This window comes from Streptomyces sp. NPDC006602, assembly GCF_042870385.1.
Taxonomy (GTDB): Bacteria; Actinomycetota; Actinomycetes; order Streptomycetales; family Streptomycetaceae; genus Streptomyces.
In genome coordinates, this window is record NZ_JBIAHG010000007.1 from 282414 (window position 1) to 297235 (window position 14822).

At 72.4% G+C, this 14822-nt stretch carries 12 protein-coding genes and 1 pseudogene; 9 read left to right on the top strand and 4 right to left on the bottom strand.

The features are described 5' to 3' along the window. Nucleotides 1-142: 142 nt before the first annotated feature. Genes ACFYO2_RS21140 through ACFYO2_RS21150 form a run of 3 tightly spaced genes read right to left on the bottom strand, consistent with a single transcriptional unit; the run spans nucleotide 143 to nucleotide 2082 of the window. Nucleotides 143-1051: an aminoglycoside phosphotransferase family protein gene (locus ACFYO2_RS21140; RefSeq protein WP_388351038.1), complete on the bottom strand. Its 909-nt coding sequence runs from the start codon at nucleotides 1049-1051 to the stop codon at nucleotides 143-145. Nucleotides 1052-1078: 27 nt separating this feature from the next. Then, nucleotides 1079-1546 (bottom strand): ferritin-like domain-containing protein, encoded by a 468-nt coding sequence (locus tag ACFYO2_RS21145; protein WP_388351041.1) that lies wholly within the window; start codon nucleotides 1544-1546, stop codon nucleotides 1079-1081. Beyond that, a complete protein-coding gene (locus ACFYO2_RS21150) occupies nucleotides 1543-2082 on the bottom strand; it encodes a hypothetical protein (RefSeq protein WP_388351043.1) in 540 nt (179 codons plus the stop codon). Before ACFYO2_RS21150 ends, ACFYO2_RS21145 begins: the two co-directional genes overlap by 4 nt. A 203-nt stretch (nucleotides 2083-2285) precedes the next feature. Between ACFYO2_RS21150 and rimP the strand changes: the two genes are divergently transcribed. The 9 genes and pseudogenes from rimP to ACFYO2_RS21195 all read left to right on the top strand — a co-directional run bounded on the left by rimP (nucleotide 2286) and on the right by ACFYO2_RS21195 (nucleotide 11774). Next, nucleotides 2286-2795: a ribosome maturation factor RimP gene (rimP, locus tag ACFYO2_RS21155; protein WP_388351046.1), complete on the top strand. Its 510-nt coding sequence runs from the start codon at nucleotides 2286-2288 to the stop codon at nucleotides 2793-2795. Between the two features lie 2 nt (nucleotides 2796-2797). Further along, nucleotides 2798-3808 (top strand): transcription termination factor NusA, encoded by a 1011-nt coding sequence (nusA, locus tag ACFYO2_RS21160; protein ID WP_388351048.1) that lies wholly within the window; start codon nucleotides 2798-2800, stop codon nucleotides 3806-3808. 90 nt (nucleotides 3809-3898) lie between these two features. Continuing rightward, entirely contained in the window at nucleotides 3899-4177 is a 279-nt protein-coding gene (locus ACFYO2_RS21165) for a YlxR family protein (protein ID WP_388351051.1), read from the top strand. Between the two features lie 147 nt (nucleotides 4178-4324). After that, the gene (gene infB / locus ACFYO2_RS21170) at nucleotides 4325-7486 is read left to right on the top strand and encodes a translation initiation factor IF-2 (RefSeq protein ID WP_388351054.1); all 3162 of its coding nucleotides are present in this window, start codon (nucleotides 4325-4327) and stop codon (nucleotides 7484-7486) included. 288 nt (nucleotides 7487-7774) lie between these two features. After that, on the top strand, nucleotides 7775-8068 hold the full coding sequence (locus tag ACFYO2_RS21175; RefSeq protein WP_388351056.1) for a DUF503 domain-containing protein: 294 nt from the start codon (nucleotides 7775-7777) through the stop codon (nucleotides 8066-8068). 39 nt (nucleotides 8069-8107) lie between these two features. Continuing rightward, nucleotides 8108-8554 (top strand): 30S ribosome-binding factor RbfA, encoded by a 447-nt coding sequence (gene rbfA / locus ACFYO2_RS21180; RefSeq protein ID WP_388351059.1) that lies wholly within the window; start codon nucleotides 8108-8110, stop codon nucleotides 8552-8554. Continuing rightward, nucleotides 8551-9456 carry a tRNA pseudouridine(55) synthase TruB gene (gene truB / locus ACFYO2_RS21185; protein WP_388351061.1) on the top strand — a complete coding sequence of 302 codons (906 nt, stop codon included), beginning with the start codon at nucleotides 8551-8553 and terminating at the stop codon, nucleotides 9454-9456. Before rbfA ends, truB begins: the two co-directional genes overlap by 4 nt. 685 nt (nucleotides 9457-10141) lie before the next feature. After that, nucleotides 10142-10403 (top strand): annotated as a pseudogene (locus ACFYO2_RS21190) (hypothetical protein); the annotation flags it as partial. 414 nt (nucleotides 10404-10817) lie between these two features. Next, nucleotides 10818-11774 carry a bifunctional riboflavin kinase/FAD synthetase gene (locus tag ACFYO2_RS21195; protein ID WP_388351064.1) on the top strand — a complete coding sequence of 319 codons (957 nt, stop codon included), beginning with the start codon at nucleotides 10818-10820 and terminating at the stop codon, nucleotides 11772-11774. Nucleotides 11775-11840: 66 nt separating this feature from the next. Here the strand turns inward: ACFYO2_RS21195 and ACFYO2_RS21200 are convergent, their stop codons facing one another. Further along, on the bottom strand, nucleotides 11841-14630 hold the full coding sequence (locus ACFYO2_RS21200) for an SCO5717 family growth-regulating ATPase (protein ID WP_388351067.1): 2790 nt from the start codon (nucleotides 14628-14630) through the stop codon (nucleotides 11841-11843). Nucleotides 14631-14822 lie beyond the last annotated feature (192 nt).

Genomic DNA, 14822 nt, shown 5'->3' on the forward strand with positions numbered 1-14822 from the left:
GTCGGCGGCCGGCGTGTTCGCGTCGAACTGGGGCCCGGATGAAGCGCCCGAAGGGGCGCGGGGTACTGCGCGACCAGCCAGGCCGTAGCCGCAGCGACAGGATGGCCGGCACCGCGCCGAAACCACTCCTCGCCGCACCGACCTATAGCCACCCGGCGAACTCCAGCAACAGCTCGGCATCCCTCGGCCGCCCCACGCGCAGTGCCCGCACCCCCGACTCCACCGCGCGGAACAGCGTCCAGCCGCGCAGCCGTTCCTGGTCCACGTCCAGCGACTCCGCGAGCCGCTTCACCCGCCGCCGGGTCGTCGCCGCCCCCGAGGGTGAGGCGATCAGATCCTCCACGCGGTCCCGCACCAGCCGCGCCAGATCGAAGGCGCACTCGCCGACCACCGGGTCCGGCCCCACGGCCAGCCACGGCGTCCTCTCACCGGCGAGTACCTTGCTCTGCCGGAACGTCCCGTGCAGCAGCCGGTCCTCGGGCGGCGCGGCCAGCAACTCCTCCCGGGCGCCGAGCGCCGCGTCCACGAGGGCCACCAACTCCGCGTCGGCGCCGGCACTCGCCCGCATCGCCTCGGCCTGCCGCCCGGTCCGCTCGGCCACCGTCTCGAAGACATGCGCGTCCGCGTCGGCGGGCGGCTCCACCCACAGCCGCCGCAGCGTCCCGGCAGCCTCCAGCAGCGCCTTCGCCTCCGGCAGCGACCGCACCGAAACGTCCGGACTCAGCCGCTCCAGAAGCAGCACACCCTCAGCCGTGAAAGGTTCGAGGAGGTGTACGGCGCCCCGACCGCCCCAGTGCGCGAGCGCGGCCCGCTCACTCTCCGGGCGGGCCCTGGGCGGGGCCAGCTTGAGCACGGCGGGCGTCCCGTCCGGTCGCCGCACCAGCATCACCAGGCTGCTGCGCCCACCGGGCAGCTGCACCCGCTCGACGGTCAACTCGCGCAGCGCGACGGCCTGTCGGGCCGCCTCGGGCAGCTTCTCCAACCAGTCGTCACCGTCCGGTGCCGTCTCGCCGAGCGCCCTCACCAGACGCTGCGGCGGTTCGAAAGCCATGCGCGAGTCGTTTCCTTCCAGTACGCGTTACGCGGTCGGCGTCGCCGATGCCGAGCCCGGTGCCGACGCCGTCGCCGCCCGCTCGGCGAGCCCAGGGAAGGCTACGCTCTCGCCGCGCCAGCGCACCGCCCGCACCGCCGCCTCCCGCAGCGCCTCGGCCGCCGTGCCCCGCCGCTCGTCCCCGGCCGCCCGCACCAGGTCGGAGTAGACCCCGGCCACCCGGTCCTCCAGCTCGGCGGCCAGCCGCAGGGCCGCGGCCGAGTCCGGCACCGGGAAGGGCAGCGCGTACGCCGCCGCCGCGGCCACCGGCGTGCCGCCCTGGTCCCGCACCTCGCGCGCCAGCGCGTCACGCCGGGCCCGATGGGCGTCGTACGCCGCCTTCGCCTCCGTACGACGGCCCTCGTGGATCCGGCCGCCGACGACCCCGTAGCCGTACACCGCCGCGTGCTCGGCGGCCAGCGCGGCCTGGAGGGCCGTCAGTTCCGCTTCCTTCACTTCGCACTCTCCGTCAGCAGATAGGCGTGCGCCGCCCCGGCCGCCGCCACCGAGGCCAGCAGCCGTGCCAGCTCACCCGGCAGGTCGAGCAGCGCCTTCGCCCGCCGGTCCGCGAGGGTCCGCTCGGCGGCGGCCAGGTCGGCGAGGGCGTCCTTCTCGTCCACCGGGACAGCCGCCGACGGGGAGGCGGCGGTGGGTGACCCCGAAGGGGAGGTCTCCGAGGTCCGGGGGGATGCCTGCCGGGTGCTCCCGAACGCCTCCGCATGCCGTACGGCCTCCGCGCGCAGCGGTCCCAGCCGCTGCGCCAGCGCGGGATGTACGGCGATGACGGCGTCGTAGCGTGCCACCAGATCCGTACTCTCGCCGGCCGCACGCGCGCGTGCCCGTTCGACGACCGACGGACTGCCGCCCGTCCCGCCGTCGGAGTCCTCCGTCCCGGTGGAGCAGCCCACCAGCAAGGCGGCCCCGGCGGCGGAGGCGAGCAGCGTTCTTCTGCGCGGCCCCGAGGGGGTGCGCGGCGGTGGGGGGTACGGCACGGCAGACGTCCTCGGAGAGCTCGTACGAACACGCGGGCGGGAGGGCGGCCCCGCAGGTGATCACGGTACCCGCGCACCGGTTCGCCGCCACTCAGCGGCACCGTCCCCGCGCAGGTGGACGGCAACACCCCCCTGGACCCGATACCCTTTGACCAGACACGCGCCCTACCCACAACAGCACACGCGGCCGAGGAGTCACCCGGATGAGCACCACCCAGAGCGAGAGGCTGCGAGAGCTCCTGGAACCGCTCGTCACCTCCCAGGGCCTGGATCTCGAGGAGATCGCGGTGGACTCGGTCGGACGCAAGCGTGTGCTGCGCGTGGTCGTCGACTCCGACACCGGCGCCGACCTCGACCAGATCGCCGATGTGAGCCGCGAGCTCTCGGCGAAGCTCGACGAGACGGACGCGATGGGGCGGGGCGAGTACACCCTCGAGGTCGGAACCCCCGGCGCGGAGCGCCTCCTCAAGGAGCACCGGCACTACGTACGCGCCACGGACCGGCTGGTCAGGTTCCAGCTGACCGACGGCGACGAGCTGGTCGCCAGGATCCTGCGGGTCGACGACGAGGGCGTCGACCTCGAAGTGCCCGGTGTGAAGGGCCGCAAGGCCACCGCCCGCAGACTCGCCTTCGGGGACATCGACCGGGCTCGCGTCCAGGTCGAGTTCAACCGCAAGGACAAGAACGACATGAAGGAAGAGGAGGAGGCGTAGCCATGGACATCGACATGAGTGCCCTGCGGGGCTTGGTGCGGGAGAAGGAGATCTCCTTCGACCTGCTGGTCGAGGCGATCGAGTCGGCCCTCCTCATCGCCTACCACCGCACCGAGGGAAGCCGCCGCCACGCGCGCGTGGAGCTCAACCGGGAGACCGGCCACGTGACCGTGTGGGCGAAGGAGGACCCCGAGGACCTGGAGGAGGGGCAGGAGGCGCGCGAGTTCGACGACACCCCGTCCGGCTTCGGCCGTATCGCCGCGACCACCGCCAAGCAGGTCATCCTGCAGCGGCTGCGCGACGCCCAGGACGACGCGACGCTCGGCGAGTACGCGGGCCGTGAGGGCGACATCGTCACCGGCGTCGTCCAGCAGGGCCGCGACCCGAAGAACGTGCTCGTCGACATCGGCAAGCTGGAGGCCATCCTGCCGGTGCAGGAGCAGGTCCCCGGTGAGACGTATCAGCACGGGATGCGCCTTCGGTCGTACGTCGTGCGGGTGGCGAAGGGGGTCCGCGGTCCGTCCGTGACCCTGTCCCGTACACATCCCAATCTGGTGAAAAAACTCTTCGCGCTGGAGGTGCCGGAGATCGCCGACGGGTCGGTCGAGATCTCCGCCATCGCCCGCGAGGCCGGTCACCGCACGAAGATCGCCGTCCGGTCCACCCGTTCGGGTCTGAACGCCAAGGGCGCCTGCATCGGCCCCATGGGCGGTCGGGTGCGCAGTGTGATGGGCGAGCTGAACGGTGAGAAGATCGACATCGTGGACTGGTCGGACGACCCGGCCGAGATGGTGGCGAACGCGCTCTCCCCGGCGCGCGTCTCCAAGGTGGAGGTCGTGGACATGGCGGCCCGGTCGGCCCGGGTGACCGTGCCGGACTACCAGCTGTCCCTGGCGATCGGCAAGGAAGGGCAGAACGCCCGCCTCGCGGCCCGCCTGACCGGCTGGCGGATCGACATCCGTCCGGACACCGAGCAGCCCGAGGAGCAGGACCGGGCCCGCGGCGGGGAATAGATCCAAGCCGCAGGTCGCTTAGATCACGACAACAACCGTTCGATTCTTGCCCCAAAGGGGTGAGGTCGGTGCGGGGAGGTAGACTTAAGAGTGTCTGGCCGGACGCGAGCCCGCGCATGCCCTGAACGCACCTGTGTGGGGTGCCGGGAGCGAGCGGCCAAGAAGGACTTGCTGCGTATCGTGGCCATCGAGGGCGAATGCGTCCCCGATGATCGCGGTACGCTGCCCGGCCGGGGTGCGTATGTGCACCCCGCCCTGGTCTGTTTCGACCTGGCGGTACGCCGTCGGGCTTTCCCACGGGCGCTGCGCGCCCCGGGACCGCTCGACACCAAGGCGTTGCGCCTGTACGTCGGGCAGGCAACACCGTAAGAAGCGTCGTGCGGAACCCCCGTGCGGCCCTGGTACCCCGCGAGTTGGAAGTAGGTCGAGATTGCGATGAGCACTCGATGAGCACGCGATGAGTACGCCCATGAAGTAGCGACGGTCCGGACACACCCCGGACCTAAAAGGAGCGAAGTGGCTAAGGTCCGGGTATACGAACTCGCCAAGGAGTTCGGGGTTGAGAGCAAGGTCGTCATGGCCAAGCTCCAAGAACTCGGTGAATTTGTCCGTTCGGCTTCCTCGACGATCGAGGCGCCCGTCGTACGCAAGCTGACTGACGCCCTCCAGCAGGGCAACGGAGGCGGCAAGCCCGCTTCCGCACGCAAGGCTGCTCCGGCCAGGCCGGCAGCCCCCTCTCCCGCGCAGGCCGCCCGTCCGGCAGCCCCGCGTCCGCCGGCTCCCAAGCCGGCCGCCGAGAAGCCCGCGGCTCCCGCCGCGCCGGCCGCTCCCGGCGCCCGTCCCACCCCGGGCCCGAAGCCCGCGCCGCGGCCCGCCCCGGCGTCTCCGGCTCCGACCACGCCCGAGTTCACGGCACCGCCGGCGGCTCCCGCCGCACCGGCTGCCTCCTCCGGCACTGGCGCTGGCGCCCCCTCCGGCACCGGCACCGGCTCCGGCCCCCGTCCGGGCGCCCCGCGTCCGGCCGGCCAGGCCCCGCGTCCGGGCTCCCGTCCGGCCGGTCCCGGCCAGGGCGGCCAGGGTCGCGGTGACCGTCCCGACCGCGGCGACCGTCCCGGCGCTCCGCGTCAGGGTGGCCAGGCCGCGCGTCCCGGAGCCCGTCCGGCCGGTCCCCGTCCGGGCAACAACCCGTTCACCTCTGGTGGTTCCACCGGCATGGCGCGCCCGCAGGCGCCCCGTCCGGGCGGTGCCCCGCGTCCCGGCGGTCCTGGTGGCCCCGGTGCCCCCGGCGGCGCTCCGCGTCCGCAGGGCCAGGGCGGTCCTCGTCCCCAGGGCGCTTCGGGCGGTCCCCGTCCGCAGTCTCCGGGCGGCGCGCGTCCCAGCCCGGGCGGCATGCCCCGTCCGCAGGGCGGCGGTCCGCGTCCCGGCGGCGGTCCCGGCGGCGCACGTCCCAACCCCGGCATGATGCCGCAGCGTCCCGCTGCCGGCCCGCGTCCCGGCGGTGGCCCCGGTGGGGGTCGCGGTCCGGGCGGCGCAGGTCGTCCCGGTGGCGGTGGCGGCGGTCGTCCCGGTGGCGGCGGCTTCGCCGGTCGTCCGGCCGGTCCCGGTGGCGGTGGCGGCGGTTTCGCCGGTCGTCCCGGTGGTCCCGGTGGCGGTGGCGGCGGTTTCGCCGGTCGTCCCGGTGGTCCCGGCGGTGGCGGCGGCGGTCGTCCCGGCTTCGGTGGTCGTCCCGGTGGTCCGGGCGGTCGTGGTGGCACGCAGGGCGCCTTCGGTCGTCCCGGCGGTCCCGCGCGTCGCGGTCGCAAGTCGAAGCGGCAGAGGCGCCAGGAGTACGAGGCCATGCAGGCCCCGTCGGTCGGCGGCGTGATGCTGCCTCGCGGCAACGGACAGTCCGTCCGCCTGTCGCGCGGTGCCTCCCTCACCGACTTCGCCGAGAAGATCGGCGCCAACCCGGCGTCGCTCGTCGGCGTGATGATGAACCTCGGCGAGATGGTCACTGCCACGCAGTCCGTCTCCGACGAGACGCTGAAGCTCCTCGCGGACGAGATGAACTTCGTCCTCGAGATCGTCAGCCCCGAGGAGGAGGACCGCGAGCTGCTCGAGTCCTTCGACATCGAGTTCGGCGAGGACGAGGGTGGCGAGGAGTTCCTCGTCGCGCGTCCGCCGGTCGTGACCGTCATGGGTCACGTCGACCACGGTAAGACCCGCCTCCTCGACACCATCCGCAAGACGAACGTCGTCGCGGGCGAGGCCGGCGGTATCACGCAGCACATCGGTGCGTACCAGGTCACGACTCAGGTCAACGACGAAGAGCGCAAGATCACCTTCATCGACACCCCGGGTCACGAGGCGTTCACCGCCATGCGTGCCCGTGGTGCCAAGTCGACCGACATCGCGATCCTCGTGGTGGCGGCCAACGACGGTGTGATGCCCCAGACGATCGAGGCGCTGAACCACGCCAAGGCGGCCGACGTGCCGATCGTGGTCGCGGTCAACAAGATCGACGTCGAGGGTGCCGATCCGACCAAGGTGCGCGGTCAGCTGACCGAGTACGGTCTGGTGGCCGAGGAGTACGGCGGCGACACCATGTTCGTCGACATCTCCGCGAAGCAGGGCCTCAACATCGAGAGCCTGCTGGAGGCCGTGGTCCTCACCGCGGACGCCTCGCTCGACCTGCGGGCCAACCCGGAGCAGGACGCGCAGGGTATTGCGATCGAGTCCCGTCTCGACCGTGGCCGCGGTGCCGTCGCGACCGTCCTGGTCCAGCGAGGCACCCTGCGGGTCGGCGACACCATGGTGGTCGGCGACGCGTACGGACGTGTCCGCGCGATGCTCGACGACAAGGGTGACCACCTGGAAGAGGCGGGTCCGTCGACCCCGGTCCTCGTCCTCGGTCTCACCAACGTCCCGGGCGCCGGCGACAACTTCCTCGTCGTCGACGAGGACCGTACGGCCCGCCAGATCGCCGAGAAGCGCGCCGCTCGTGAGCGGAACGCCAACTTCGCCCGCCGGGGTGTCCGGTTCTCCCTGGAGAACCTGGACGAGGCCCTCAAGGCCGGTCTGGTGCAGGAACTCAACCTCATCATCAAGGGCGACGCGTCCGGTTCGGTGGAGGCTCTCGAGTCCTCGCTGCTCCAGCTCGACGTCGGCGAAGAGGTCGACATCCGCGTCCTGCACCGTGGTGTCGGTGCGGTCACGGAGTCGGACATCGACCTGGCGATGGGCTCGGACGCCATCGTGATCGGCTTCAACGTGCGCGCCGCAGGGCGTGCCGCGCAGATGGCCGAACGCGAAGGCGTGGACGTCCGTTACTACTCGGTCATCTACCAGGCGATCGAGGAGATCGAGGCGGCCCTCAAGGGCATGCTCAAGCCGGAGTACGAAGAGGTCGAGCTCGGTACGGCGGAGATCCGCGAGGTCTTCAAGTCGTCCAAGCTGGGCAACATCGCCGGTGTCCTGGTCCGGTCGGGCGAGGTCAAGCGCAACACCAAGGCGCGCCTCATCCGCGACGGCAAGGTGGTCGCGGAGAGCCTCACCATCTCCGGTCTGCGCCGCTTCAAGGACGATGTCACCGAGATCCGCGAAGGCTTCGAGGGCGGTATCAACCTCGGAAACTTCAACGACATCAAGGTCGACGACGTCATCGCGACGTACGAGATGCGCGAGAAGCCGCGGGCGTAACAGCCGACGGTTCCTTCGCCGGCCGGCGGGACTTGTTTCCCGTCGGCCGGCTTCGGCCGTATCCAGGCCCCTCCGGCGTTCGAGGAGCGGGGGTTCAGGGGGCAGAGCCCTCTGGCCGGGTCGAAGGGGCAGAGCCCCTGGGGACGGGCAGGGACGGGAGGGCAGGGGCGGCGGGGGCGAAACAATCCCGTCGAGCAGCCCGCCCGTTCGTTGTACCGTTCTTGATGTCCCTGTCCACTGGATGGCGGGGCCATCGATCCCGTACCGGCGGGTGAACCGGTTACACACATGTATGTGGGGACGCTGTCCTTCGACCTCCTCCTCGGCGACGTTCGGTCGCTGAAGGAGAAGCGCTCCGTCGTCCGTCCGATCGTCGCCGAACTGCAGCGGAAGTACGCGGTGAGCGCGGCCGAGGTGGACCACATGGACCTCTACCGCAGGGCCGGTATCGGCCTCGCGCTGGTGTCCGGTGACGCGGGGCACGTGACCGACGTACTGGACCGGTGCGAGCGCCTGGTCGCCGGGCGCCCCGAGGTGGAACTGCTGTCGGTGAGACGGCGCTTCCACGGCGACGACGACTAGATTTTCTGAACGTGGAACAGGAAGAACGGGAGACGACCAGTGGCCGACAACGCGCGGGCCAAGAGGCTGGCGGACCTCATCCGAGAGGTGGTGGCCCAGAAGCTGCAGCGTGGGATCAAGGACCCGCGGCTCGGCTCGCAGGTCACCATCACGGACACCCGGGTCACGGGTGACCTGCGGGAGGCGACCGTCTTCTACACGGTGTACGGGGACGACGAGGAGCGGGCGGAAGCGGCCGCCGGACTGGAGAGCGCCAAGGGCGTGCTCCGCTCCGCGGTCGGCCAGGCCGCGGGCGTGAAGTTCACGCCGACGCTGACCTTCGTGGCCGACGCCCTGCCGGACACCGCCAAGACCATCGAGGACCTCCTCGACAAGGCGCGGCAGTCCGACGAGAAGGTGCGCGAGGTCTCGGCCGGCGCCACGTACGCCGGCGGACCGGACCCGTACCGCAAGCCGGACGAGGACGAGGACGACGCCGCCGAATGACCCAGCAGAACCGGACGCCCGACGGCCTTGTCATCGTCGACAAGCCGTCGGGCTTCACTTCGCACGACGTCGTCGCCAAGATGCGCGGCATCGCCCGGACCCGACGCGTCGGCCACGCCGGCACGCTCGACCCCATGGCGACGGGCGTCCTCGTCCTCGGCGTGGAAAAGGCGACCAAACTCCTCGGGCACCTCGCGCTCACCGAGAAGGAGTACCTGGGGACGATCCGCCTCGGCCAGACGACCCTGACCGACGACGCCGAGGGCGAGATCACGGGGTCGACAGACGCCTCGAAGGTCACCCGCGACGCCGTCGACGCCGGGATCGCCAAGCTGAGCGGCGACATCATGCAGGTGCCGTCCAAGGTCAGCGCCATCAAGATCAACGGCGTGCGGTCCTACAAACGGGCGCGGGAGGGCGAGGAGTTCGAGATCCCCGCCCGGCCCGTCACCGTCTCGTCCTTCGCGGTGTACGACGTCCGGGAAGCCGTCGCCGAGAACGGCACCCCGGTCCTGGACCTGGTCGTCTCGGTGGTCTGCTCGTCCGGCACCTACATCCGGGCTCTGGCCCGCGATCTGGGCGCCGGCCTGGGCGTCGGCGGTCACCTCACGGCGCTGCGCCGGACGCGCGTCGGACCGTACAGGCTGGACTCCGCTCGCACCCTCGACCAGCTCCAGCAGGAGCTGACGGTGATGCCGATCGCCGAGGCCGCCACGGCCGCGTTCCCGCGCTGGGACGTGGACGACAAGCGGGCCCGGCTGCTCACCAACGGCGTACGGCTCGACATGCCCGGCGAGTACGGGGACGCCGGTGCCGTGGCCGTCTTCGACCCCGAGGGCCGCTTTCTCGCCCTCGTCGAGGAGCACAAGGGCAAGGCCAAGAGCCTCGCCGTCTTCGGCTGAGGCCGACGACCCACGCACGGTGCAAAATCCGCCCGTGGAGCGGCGATCACGGGGTCGTCGCTGCCGCCGCTCCACGGTTCCCCCCTCGGTTCCCCCACCCCTAGGGTGTATCCAACCGCCCCCGTCCATTCACCCGACCGGGCAGGCGCTCGGAGTGAAGCGGGGGAGCGGAAGGGGGCGCGTTCGTCGCGCGATCTGTCCGGCTGATCACCTCGCGCCCACCGTCGAATCAGGCACGTGCGTACGGCAGACAGGCACGTGTGTACGGCGGGGAGGTTCGACCATGGCGGGACAGGGCCCGCGGCCCGGTCCTCGACGCGCGACCGGAGCCGTGATCGGTGTCCTCGGCACCGTGCTGCGGAGCGACCACCGGGACGCGGCTTTCGCGGTGCCGCTGCGACCGGCGACGAGCGGTCCCTCGCGGACCTGCTCGCCGCGAACCCGGCCACTGTCCCTGCGTACGGCGCCGACCTCAACGGGCCGGGGTGCCGGAACTCACGGCGACCTCGGTGAGGCAGGACGGGCCGGTGGGAGTGCCGGCCGGACCGGGGGGCGCGGGGGTGGGGTGCGCGGGGCGGAGTTGGGCGGGGCCGCCGGGAGTGGGCGTGCGAGGGCCGGTGGGAAGCAGGCAGGCGCGGACGAGTCCGGTGTGGGCGAGCCGGGTGCGGGTGTCTGCGGGCCGGGGATGGCGGAGCCGGTTGAACGGGCTGCCGTGACGGCGGAGTTCGCCGCGTTCATCGCGGGACCGGCCGCCGTCCTCGGGCTCGTCGGGGCGCCCGGCAGCGGCCGTACAACCGAACTCGCGGCCCTTGCCGCCTGCCGTCACCGTAGTGCGGAACAGGCGCCCACCCTGTGGCTGCGCGGTGCCGATCTGCGGGACGACGACGTCTCGGTTCGGGGAGGCGGCCCGCCGGGCACTGGCTCGGGCGGCGCGGATCGTCGGGGCGCCGACGCCGACGCCGACGCCGACGCCGACGCCGACGCCGACGCGCGGTCGCGCGGATACGTTGTCGTGCGCGGCCTGGTCCACCGCACCGGCCTTCTCCTCGTCCGCACCCGGAGGGCGCGACCCGCTTCGACTGCGGCCTCGTGGACCTCGGGCGGCACGTCTCCGGCTTCGCCTTGCTGGTGGCCGGCCGGCTGACCAACCTCAGGAATGTGCGGCCGTGGTGGGGCCGAGCGCCGCCGGATGATCGAGAACCCGGCGGGCGTACGGGTACCCGCCTGACGGGTCGTACGTGCGCCGGGTCACAGCCCCCATGCCGATGCGAGCCCCGGACCCCCGGCATGGCACCCTTAGACCTGCGTATGAGACAAGCACGGACACGGGTTCGACGAGTTTGCGACGAGGAGCAGTCACAGTGCAGCGCTGGCGTGGCTTGGAGGACATCCCCGAGGACTGGGGGCGCAGCGTCGTCACCATCGGTTCCTACGACGGGGTGCACCGCGGGCACCAGCTGATCATCCGGCACGCCGTGGACCGCGCGCGTGAGCTGGGCGTCCCCGCCGTCGTCGTCACCTTCGACCCGCACCCCAGCGAGGTCGTCCGCCCCGGCAGCCATCCGCCGCTGCTGGCCCCGCACCATCGCCGTGCCGAACTGATGGCCGAGCTGGGCGTGGACGCGGTGCTGATCCTCCCCTTCACGAAGGAGTTCTCGAAGCTCTCGCCCGCCCATTTCGTCGTCAAGGTCCTCGTCGACAAGCTGCACGCCAAGGCCGCCGTCGAGGGCCCCAACTTCCGCTTCGGCCACAAGGCCGCCGGGAACGTGGAGTTCCTCGCCGAGCAGGGCAAGGTCTACGACTTCGAGGTCGAGGTCGTCGACCTGTACGTGTCCGGCGCGGCGGGCGGAGGCGAGCCCTTCTCCTCGACGCTGACCCGGCGCCTGGTCGCCGAGGGCGACGTCGAGGGCGCCGCCGAGATCCTGGGCCGCCCGCACCGCGTGGAGGGCGTGGTCGTACGAGGCGCGCAGCGGGGGCGCGAGATGGGCTTCCCGACCGCCAACGTCGAGACGTTGCCCCACACCGCGATCCCGGCCGACGGCGTCTACGCGGGCTGGCTGCACGTGAACGGCGAGGCGATGCCGGCCGCGATCTCGGTCGGCACGAACCCGCAGTTCGACGGGACGGAACGGACGGTGGAGGCGTACGCCATCGATCGAGTGGGGCTGGATCTGTACGGCCTGCACGTCGCCGTCGACTTCCTCGCCTTCGTGCGCGGGCAGGCGAAGTTCGACTCGCTGGACGCGCTGCTGAAGGCGATCGCGGTGGACGTGCAGCGCTGCCGTGAGTTGATCGAGGGCGCCGAAGAACTCGCCTGAACGTGTGACAGAGGGCCGGCACCGTGAAGGTGCCGGCCCTCTGTCATGTTGTTGCCGAACGGTCCGTTACTGCTGCGTCCAGCCGGGCGGTACGGCGCCCTGCTGCGGATCCTGCGGAGGCGGCGCCGACTGCTGCTGCCAGCCCTGGCCCGGTGCCGGCTGCTGTTGCCAGCCCTGGCCCGGTCCCGGCTGCTGCGGGGGCTGCTGCTGCCACTCCTGGCCCTGCTGGGGGGCGCCGCCGGGCTGGGCGTAGGGCTGTTGGTGTTGCTGCGGCGGGGGTGCGTAGCCCTGCTGGGGCTGTTGCTGCGGGTACTGCTGCAGGTGCGGGTTGCCGAAGCCCTGCTGGGTACGGGCGAAGTCCTCGGCGACGATGGCGGCGAGATCGAAGTAGGCCTCGCGGGTCTTGGGCCGCATCATGTCGAGGTCCACCTCGGCGCCCGCCGCGAGGTGTTCGTCGAAGGGGATCACGACGACGGACCGGCAGCGGGTCTCGAAGTGCGCGACGATGTCCTCCACCTTGATCATCTTGCCCGTCTCGCGGACACCGGAGATCACGGTGATCGACCGCTGGACGAGATCGGCGAAGCCGTTCGACGACAGCCAGTCGAGCGTGGTCGAGGCGCTGCTCGCGCCGTCCACCGAGGGGGTCGAGATGATGATCAACTGGTCGGCGAGGTCCAGGACTCCCCGCATCGCGCTGTAGAGAAGACCGGTGCCCGAGTCCGTGAGGATGATCGGGTACTGCCTGCCCAGCACATCGAGCGCGCTGCGGTAGTCCTGGTCGTTGAAGGTGGTGGAGACCGCCGGGTCGACGTCGTTGGCGATGATCTCGAGTCCCGACGGCGCCTGCGAGGTGAAGCGGCGGATGTCCATGTAGCTGTGCAGCTGCGGGATCGCCTGGACCAGGTCGCGGATGGTGGCGCCGGTCTCGCGCCGGACCCGCCGGCCGAGGGTGCCGGCGTCCGGGTTGGCGTCGATCGCCAGGATCTTGTCCTGACGCTCGGAGGCGAGCGTGGCGCCGAGCGACATGGTCGTCGTGGTCTTGCCGACGCCGCCCTTGAGGCTGATCACCGCGATCCGGTAGCAGGACATCACCGGCGTACGGATCACACCCAGCTTCCGCTGCCGCTCCGCCTCCTCCTTCTTGGCGCCCAGCTTGAAGCGCGACGGGCCCTGGTTGTTCTTGCGGGCCTTGGGCTGATTGCGCAGCAGCCGGTCGGAGGAGAGCTCGACGGCCGCGTTGTAGCCGAGCGGGGTGCCGGGCGCGGCCTGCTGCTGAGGGGCACCGGGGCCGCCGGGCTGCGGGCCGGGCGGGGCGCTCCAGCCCTGGTCGCCGTAGCCCTGGTCGCCGTAGGCGGCGGGCGGGGCGGCGGGGTACTGCTGGGGCTGTGGCTGGGCCGGGGGCTGCTGCTGCGGGGGTTGCGCGGGCTGCTGCTGGTGCTGTGCAGGCTGCGCGGGTGCGGGCTGCTGCGGCTGGGCGTGCTGCGGGTAGCCGTAGCCCGTCTGCTGGGGCGGGTAGCCGTAACCGGGCTGTGTGGGCGGGGGCGCCTGCTGCGGGTAGCCGTAACCGGGGGCGGGCGGCTGCGGCGCGCCGTACGGCTGCTGGGGCTGGGGGTGGTGCTGTGCGGGCTGGGCTGCCTGCCTCGGGTCGGCCGATACGGGCTGCTGCGGCGGCTGGCCGGGTTGGTGGGCCGGGCCGAACGCGCCCTGCGGAGGGTCCTGGTGTGCGGGCTGTCCGGGCTGCGGCTGGGCGGGGGGCTGGGGGTAGCCGTAACCGCCGGCCTGAGCGGCGGCTGCTTGGGCGGCTGCGGCCTGGGCGGCGGCCGCGGCCTGCTGGTCCGGCTGCGGTACTCCCTGGCCGGGGTGCACGGGCGGGAAGCCCTGCGGCAGCGGGGGGAGCCCCGGGGCGGCCTGGGGCGGCATGGGCTGCCCGGTGGGCTGGGCCTGAGCCGCGGGCGGCTGCGGGGGACCGGCGGGCGCCTGCGCGGCCGGTGCCTGCGGCTCTGCTTCCGGCGTCGCCGCCGCTGTCGTCGGCTCGGCCTCGGTGTCGGTCTGTGCGGGGGAGTCCGTGTCGGCACCGGACACCGATCCGGTGGAGTCACCCGACTCCGCCTCGGCGCCCGGCTGCTCCTCCTCCGGCTCCACGTCGTCGGCACCGCCGCCGAACAGCATCGCCGCCTCGGCGTCGGCGGCGGCATGGTTGAGCTCGACCTCCGGCTGCGCGGGGGCGGGCTGTTCGGGGGCCGGGACGCCGGCCGCCGGGGTGGCGGTCTGGGACGCGCCGCCCTGGGTGTCATCGGAGACCGGGCGCAGCACGGGGAAGCCGGGCGCGGCGGCGGGCGGGGCAGCAGGCGTCGGCTGCTGGGGTGCGGCGGGCGGCTGGGCCGGAGGCTGCTGTTGGGGCGCGCCGGCACCCGCTTGCTGCGGGTAGCCGTACCCGCCGGGAGCGGGAGCGGGGGCACCCGGCGGGGGCTGCTGCTGCGGATATCCGTAGCCACCCGCGGCAGTGCCCTGAGGCGGAGTGGGCTGCGCGGGTTGCGAGGGCTGTGCCGGCTGAGCGGCCTGGGCGGGCGGCTGCGTCGGTGCGGGACGCTGCGGTGCGGGGGCAGGTGCGGGGCCAACGCCAGGCGGCCCGGTGGGCGACCCTACGGGCGTTCCGGTCGGCGGTGGCGGCGATGCCGGCGGAGTCCGCGCGGCGTCCTGCTGTCCCCCGGCGGTGGAACCACCCTGCGTGCTTTGGGCATACCAGGCGGGAGGCTCGTAGACGATTTCGAACTCACCGGTGAGATCCACCTCGTGATCGTCGCCGTCCGAGGAAGGGCTGCCGCCGTTGTACTCGGACCGATCCCTGTTCACTGCTTGCCTCCTGGTCAGCCACTTATGCTGAAGTGGTCGTCGTCGCGGCCGGCGGGCCGAGTGGCTGGTCCCACGCGACTGCGATCGTCACCGCACCACCAGAAGCCTAATCACTCACACGGCGGGACGGAAAAGCCCCCATGGGCACGGACGGAAAAGCCCCGTGGGGTCGGCTTGTTCGCCCCCCATGCC

What these genes read in the sequence shown, in the direction of transcription:
- rimP (WP_388351046.1), top strand. Translation starts at nt 2,286, where the DNA reads ATGAGCACCACCCAGAGCGAGAGGCTGCGAGAGCTCCTGGAACCGCTC.
- nusA (WP_388351048.1), top strand. Translation starts at nt 2,798, where the DNA reads ATGGACATCGACATGAGTGCCCTGCGGGGCTTGGTGCGGGAGAAGGAG.
- ACFYO2_RS21175 (WP_388351056.1), top strand. Translation starts at nt 7,775, where the DNA reads ATGTATGTGGGGACGCTGTCCTTCGACCTCCTCCTCGGCGACGTTCGG.
- truB (WP_388351061.1), top strand. Translation starts at nt 8,551, where the DNA reads ATGACCCAGCAGAACCGGACGCCCGACGGCCTTGTCATCGTCGACAAG.
- ACFYO2_RS21140 (WP_388351038.1), bottom strand. Translation starts at nt 1,051, where the DNA reads ATGGCTTTCGAACCGCCGCAGCGTCTGGTGAGGGCGCTCGGCGAGACG.